Source organism: Pseudoalteromonas sp. S4741, assembly GCF_005886135.1.
Lineage (GTDB): Bacteria > Pseudomonadota > Gammaproteobacteria > Enterobacterales > Alteromonadaceae > Pseudoalteromonas > Pseudoalteromonas tetraodonis.
Window position 1 is genome coordinate 20,607 of the sequence record NZ_PNCN01000130.1, and the last position, 6,548, is coordinate 27,154.

General features: G+C 42.7%; 5 protein-coding genes. All 5 read right to left on the bottom strand.

Going from position 1 to position 6,548, the window contains the following annotated elements; genetic code table 11:
* Positions 1 to 64: 64 nt before the first annotated feature.
* The 5 genes from truB to rimP all read right to left on the bottom strand — a co-directional run bounded on the left by truB (position 65) and on the right by rimP (position 6,250).
* Positions 65 to 1,009, bottom strand: a complete 945-nt coding sequence (truB, locus tag CWC30_RS15580; protein ID WP_013464537.1) for a tRNA pseudouridine(55) synthase TruB — start codon at positions 1,007 to 1,009, stop codon at positions 65 to 67.
* Positions 1,009 to 1,416: a 30S ribosome-binding factor RbfA gene (rbfA, locus tag CWC30_RS15585; protein ID WP_008467148.1), complete on the bottom strand. Its 408-nt coding sequence runs from the start codon at positions 1,414 to 1,416 to the stop codon at positions 1,009 to 1,011. The genes truB and rbfA overlap by 1 nt, the downstream gene beginning before the upstream one ends.
* 157 nt (positions 1,417 to 1,573) lie before the next feature.
* Complete coding sequence (infB, locus tag CWC30_RS15590; protein WP_138627554.1) at positions 1,574 to 4,231, bottom strand: translation initiation factor IF-2; 2,658 nt, start codon at positions 4,229 to 4,231, stop codon at positions 1,574 to 1,576.
* 25 nt (positions 4,232 to 4,256) lie between these two features.
* Complete coding sequence (gene nusA / locus CWC30_RS15595) at positions 4,257 to 5,756, bottom strand: transcription termination factor NusA (RefSeq protein WP_013464535.1); 1,500 nt, start codon at positions 5,754 to 5,756, stop codon at positions 4,257 to 4,259.
* 38 nt (positions 5,757 to 5,794) lie between these two features.
* The gene (gene rimP / locus CWC30_RS15600; protein WP_008114543.1) at positions 5,795 to 6,250 is read right to left on the bottom strand and encodes a ribosome maturation factor RimP; all 456 of its coding nucleotides are present in this window, start codon (positions 6,248 to 6,250) and stop codon (positions 5,795 to 5,797) included.
* Positions 6,251 to 6,548: the final 298 nt, after the last annotated feature.

The following is a 6,548-nucleotide window of genomic DNA, read 5'->3' on the forward strand; positions in this document are numbered from 1 at the left end:
AATTCAGCCAAAACGATTAAGCGGGCGTATTCTACCAATTATCAGCATAACTACAAGTTAAACTTTACTCTGGTTGCTGATTAGACAAGCCACGTTTTGATTTTAGATGGCCATCAGGATTACGTTCACCAGTACCAATAAAAATTCCGTCAGCCAGAACTTTTATTGCACCTTCAGGTAATTCTTTACCTAGCACCACAGCTTGACCATGGCTAAATGCTATTCCCTGCTCTTTAGTAATTTCCACAACAGGTAAATCAACTAACGCGGTATCCATTGGCAATAATAGTTCGTCAAGGTAAGTAGAAGGCGCAACGTCTTGTTCTTTCGCTTGATTTAATAACGTTTCTAACTGCTCAAGTGTGACCATTTTATCTGCTGGGTAATGCCCTACAGCACTACGATGCAGCATAATCACATGCGCGCCGCAGCCCAGGTTTTCACCTAAGTCATCAACAATAGTACGAATATACGTGCCTTTAGATACATGGGCAGTCATTTGTATTTCGTTGGCTTGCTCATCAAACTCATCAAGCGTTAAGCTAAATACGTTAATTTTTCGACATTTGCGAGGAACTTCTATGCCTTCACGCGCATATTTATATAAAGGCTTGCCTTCATATTTAAGCGCTGAATACATTGATGGATATTGGTCTGACTCACCTAAAAATTTAGCAATTTCCTGTGTAAGCAGTTCGGCAGTAACATTAACATCACGCGTTTCGACCACTTCGCCATCAGAGTCTGACGTGGTAGTACGTTCACCCAGTTTTGCTCGAACAACATAGGTTTTATCTGTATCGAGTAAAAACTGGGTAAACTTTGTGGCTTCACCAAAACAAATAGGCAGCATACCGGTCGCAAGCGGATCAAGCGCACCTGTGTGCCCCGCTTTTTGCGCAAAATAAATACCTTTCGCTTGCTGCAGTGCTTTGTTTGATGAAATACCTTCTGGTTTGTTTAACAACAAAATACCATCAACTGGACGGCCTTTACTGCGTCTTGCCATTAGTCTTTAGTGCCTTCTTCGCTATCTGTTTCATCATCAACATGCTTAGCGTTATCTTCACGAATGATAGAGTCCACTAAGTTAGAGATGCGCATCCCTTCCATTAATGAATTATCAACCACAAACTTAAGCTCAGGCATGATTCGCGCACGAATACGTTTACCTAGCAACGAACGGATATAACCGGTTGCTTCGTTAAGTACTTTGGCACTTTGCTTGGCTGCATTTTCATCTTCGGTGTTAAACACGGTAATGAAAACTTTGGCATAAGATAAATCGCGCGATACTTCTACCGCTGACACTGTCACCATGCCCAAGCGTGGATCTTTAATTTCGCGTTGTAAAATCACCGCAATTTCTTTTTGAATTTGCTGAGCAACACGATCAGTGCGAGAAAATTCTCTCATTTCACTTTCCTAAAATTATAACTTATTGAAAAATAATAATAAGCTAACTAAATAATGGATACACAAATGGGGGCTGAGCCCCCATTTAAAATCTTAGCATAGGTTATGTTGGGCTATCGAGGTACAACCTTGAATGTCCAACACCACCTAATAACAATTAAAGACTACGTTGTACTTCAACTGTTTCAAATACTTCGATTTGGTCACCAACGCGAACGTCATTGTAGTTCTTAACACCGATACCACATTCCATGCCGTTACGAACATCAGCAACGTCATCTTTAAAGCGACGTAGTGACTCAAGCTCACCTTCGTAGATAACCACATTGTCGCGTAGTACACGAATTGGTGCGCTGCGTTTAATTGTACCTTCGGTAACCATACAACCAGCAATTGCGCCAATTTTTGGAGACTTAAATACGTCACGAACTTCAGCAAGACCAATGATCTCTTGTTTAAACTCAGGAGCAAGCATACCTGACATAGCTTGCTTAACTTCCTCGATTAAGCTGTAGATTACGCTGTAGTAACGAAGGTCTAAGTTTTCAGCATCAATTACTTTACGCGCAGATGCATCAGCACGTACGTTAAAGCCAACTACGATTGCATTTGATGCCGCAGCAAGTGTTGCGTCTGTTTCGGTGATACCACCTACACCTGAACCAACAATCTTCACTTTTACTTCATCAGTAGAAAGTTTAGTTAGTGAGTCTGAAATAGCTTCAATTGAACCTTGAACATCGGCTTTAAGTACGATGTTAACTTCAGACACATCACCTTCAGCCATGTTAGAGAACATGTTTTCAAGTTTCGCTTTTTGCTGACGAGCAAGTTTAACATCGCGGAACTTACCTTGACGGTAAAGTGCAACTTCACGTGCTTTACGCTCATCTTTAACTACTGTGGCTTCATCACCTGCAGCTGGAATACCAGAAAGACCTAAAATCTCAACTGGAATAGAAGGACCGGCAGACTTAATGTCTTTACCGTTTTCATCGCGCATTGCACGAACACGGCCATATTCAAGACCACATAATACAATGTCACCTTGATTAAGCGTACCTGACTGAACAAGAATAGACGCAACAGGACCACGGCCTTTATCAAGACGTGATTCAATAACAACACCTGCTGCCATACCTTCAGAAGGCGCACTTAGTTCTAATAGCTCTGATTGCATTAGTACAGCTTCTAGTAGGTCATCAATACCTAAACCAGTTTTAGCCGAGATATGAACATACTGTGTATCGCCGCCCCACTCTTCTGGGATAACGTCTAGCTGAGCTAGTTCGTTTTTAACGCGATCTGGATCTGCGCCTTCTTTATCCATTTTGTTTACAGCAATAATTAAAGGAACGCCAGCTGCGCGAGCATGCTGTACCGCTTCTTTAGTTTGTGGCATTACGCCATCATCAGCTGCAACCACTAGGATTACGATATCAGTCGCTTTTGCACCACGAGCACGCATTGATGTAAATGCGGCGTGACCCGGAGTATCTAAGAAAGTGATCATATTGCCGTTAGTTTCAACGTGGTATGCACCAATGTGCTGTGTAATACCACCGGCTTCGCCTGATGCAACTTTAGCTGAACGAATGTAATCAAGCGTCGATGTTTTACCGTGGTCAACGTGACCCATAACAGTTACTACTGGCGCACGTGGCTCTGACTTACCATCTTCATGGCGGTCATTAAGTACTGTTTGCTCTAATTCGTTTTCTTTTACGATGATAACTTTATGGCCCATTTCTTCTGCTACAAGTTGCGCAGTTTCTTGGTCAATAACTTGGTTAATAGTAACCATGTCACCCATTTTCATCATAGTTTTTACAACTTCAGCGCCTTTAACCGCCATGCGTGATGCAAGCTCAGCAACTGTAATTGTTTCACTAATACGCACTTCATTTTTAACATCAGCCGTTGGTTTTTGGAAGCCGTGCTGTAATGACGCTGGCGCTTTTAGCTTACCTTTTTTACCTTTAGACGCTGCAAATTTATCCTTTGCTGGCGCTTTTTTCTTTTTCTTCGCACGGCGAGAGCCTTGCTCTTCGCGAGCATCAGCTACATCTTCTGCTTCACGTGCGTACGTTGAAGTCGTAAGGTGGTGATCCGCGGTTTCTTCGCGTTTCTTACGTTCTTCTTCTTCTTTCTTCCAGCGTGCTGAGTTCTCTTCAGCTAGCTTTCTTGCCTCTTCTGCTTGACGTTTCGCTTCTTCTTCAGCTTTCTTCAATGCGGCCTCTTCTGCTTCTTTTTGCAGACGCTCAGCTTCGATGCGATCTTTCTCAGACTTAGCACTTTGCTCAGGGGTCATCTGCTGTTGTTTCGCTTTACGCTCAGCATCTGCTTTGCGTTTAGCTTCTTCTTTGGCTTTACGATCAGCGTCTTCTTTTGCTTTACGTTCTGCCTCTTGTTTTGCCTTTAATTCAGCAGCAGCTTGTTCAGCTTTTTGCTGCTCTTCAAGACGTGCTTTTTCTTCAGCGGCTAGACGTTGCTGTTCTTGCTCTTGCTCAACAGCACTTTTTTTCACATAAGTGCGTGTTTTACGAACTTCAACTTGCACAGCTTTTGCTTTACCCGTAGAGCCCGTCACACTTAATGTGCTTTTGCTCTTACGTTGCAATGTCATGCGAGCAGGGCCTTCAGAGCCCGTGCCACCATGTTGCTTGCTTAGGTGATCAAGTAACGTCGCTTTTTCAGCTTCAGTTACATTGTCGCCTGCTTGTTTAGTAATACCGGCTTGTGAAAACTGCTGTAGTAATTTATCAACAGTTGTACCTATATCACCGGCTAGTTTTTCAACATTTACTTCTGCCATAGTCTCTAATACCTCCGTTAATAAATTACTCGTCTGCAAACCAACAAATATTACGTGCAGCCATAATTAGCTCGCCCGCTTTCTCTGAAGATAGCTCTGTAATATCTACAAGCTCATCAATGCCTTGCTCAGCTAAGTCTTCAAGTGTTACTACACCCTTACTTGCCATAACAAATGCTAAATGACGCTCTAAGCCTTCAAGCGCAAGTAAGTCTTCAGCAGGCTCAGCGCCTTCTAAGCTTTCTTCCGTTTTAAGCGCTTTCGTTGTTAATGCATCTTTTGCACGTGAACGTAATACGTCCACTGTTTCTTCATCTAAGCCGTCGATTTCTAAAAACTCTGAAGCCGGAACATAAGCAACTTCTTCAAGTGTTGAGAAACCTTCGTTGATAAGTAATGATGCAAATTCGTCATCAATATCTAAGTTTTCAGTAAATAAGTTAATTAACTTATCTGACTCAGCTTCGTTCTTAGCGCGCATTTCATCAACGGTCATTACGTTTAATTCCCAGCCAGTTAATTGGCTTGCTAAACGTACGTTTTGACCATTACGACCAATAGCTTGTGCTAAGTTATCAGCTTCAACAGCAATATCCATTGAGTGTGTATCTTCATCCATTACGATTGAAGCCACTTCTGCTGGTGCCATTGCGTTAATAACAAACTGTGCAGGGTTGTCATCGTAAAGTACGATATCAACACGCTCACCGCCAAGTTCTGACGATACCGCTTGAACACGTGCGCCACGCATACCAACACACGCACCAACAGGGTCAATACGCTTGTCGTTAGATTTAACCGCGATTTTAGCGCGTGAACCTGGATCACGTGCTGCAGCGCGTAATTCAATCATTTCTTCGCCAATTTCTGGCACCTCAATGCGGAATAATTCCATCAGCATTTCTGGTTTAGAACGGGTTACAAATAATTGTGCACCGCGTGCTTCAGGCTTCACTTCATATAAAAGACCGCGGATACGATCACCCGGGCGGAAGTTTTCACGTGGCAGCATGTCGTCACGATAAATAACCGCTTCTGCGTTGTTACCTAAATCAAGTACGATTGCATCACGGGTTGCTTTTTTAACAACACCCGTTACCAGCTCGCCTTCTTGATCTTTATACGCTTCAACGACTAAGGCGCGCTCTGCTTCACGTACTTTTTGTACGATCACTTGCTTAGCCATCTGTGTTGTTATGCGGTCAAATTTAATTGATTCAATCTGCTCTTCTACGTAGTCGCCCATTTTCAAGTCAGGTTCTTCAACTTGAGCAGCTTCTAACGTGATTTCGCTGTATGGATTCTCTAAAGAACCATCTTCTAAAACTTCAGCTATTTGCCAGCGACGGAATGTATCGTAATCGCCGGTTTTACGGTCAATTGCAACACGTACATCAATCTCACCATCATGCTTTTTCTTTGTCGCTGTCGCTAATGCGAACTCTAGAGCTTCAAAAATCTTTTCTTTTGGAACCGCTTTCTCATTGGAAACGGCTTCAGCAACCAATAATATCTCTTTTGCCATGGGTAATGCCTCGCTTGCCCTATTCCTTCGCACTCGAATTAAAACTTTGCGATTATGTTCGCACGTTCAATGTTACTAAGCATGATTAAATGCTCTGCACCATCGCTAGATAGTGTGATCATATCGCTGCTAACTGCTATTAAATCGCCTTTAAAATTACGGCGACCGTCTTGTGGAAGCTTAGTACGCACGCGTACTTCCTCTCCTTGCGCCTGCTCGTAGTGATCTTGTTTGAATAATGGACGATCAACACCAGGAGACGACACTTCCAAATCATATTCGTTTGTAATCGGGTCTTCGACGTCTAAAATCGCACTAATTTGACGACTTGCATCTGCGCAGTTGTCAACTGAAATTCCATCCTCATGAGCAATGTATACTCTTAAGGTAGAATGGCGACCCGCTTGTACAAACTCAAGACCATGTAATTCAAAGCCTAGCATTTCTACTGCAGGCGTTAACATGGTTACTAAATCTTGTTCAAGTTTTGTCACGAAAATCCTCCATACAAACAAAAAAAGGGCTTATAGCCCTAAAATACTGAGTTTAAATTTTGATTTAATCGATAAACATTAAATCAAACGGTGCAGATACAACAACGCCCCGAACCAAGCGGGGCGTCACACCAAAAAACGCAAAACTGTGTGGCCTAGGGCCAAGCTTGGTTGCGAGTCAGTACCCTGACCAAATTAAACTTCATTAGCTTAAACGCAAAACGCGCATTACTTAGAATGCGCGATATAAAGTAGTAAGCATAAACCTACTATTAAGATTGGTTGCGGGAGCCGGATT

Excerpts from the sequence above, each read along its gene's own strand:
- truB (WP_013464537.1), bottom strand. The coding sequence starts at position 1,009 with ATGGCAAGACGCAGTAAAGGCCGTCCAGTTGATGGTATTTTGTTGTTA.
- rbfA (WP_008467148.1), bottom strand. The coding sequence starts at position 1,416 with ATGAGAGAATTTTCTCGCACTGATCGTGTTGCTCAGCAAATTCAAAAA.
- infB (WP_138627554.1), bottom strand. The coding sequence starts at position 4,231 with ATGGCAGAAGTAAATGTTGAAAAACTAGCCGGTGATATAGGTACAACT.
- nusA (WP_013464535.1), bottom strand. The coding sequence starts at position 5,756 with ATGGCAAAAGAGATATTATTGGTTGCTGAAGCCGTTTCCAATGAGAAA.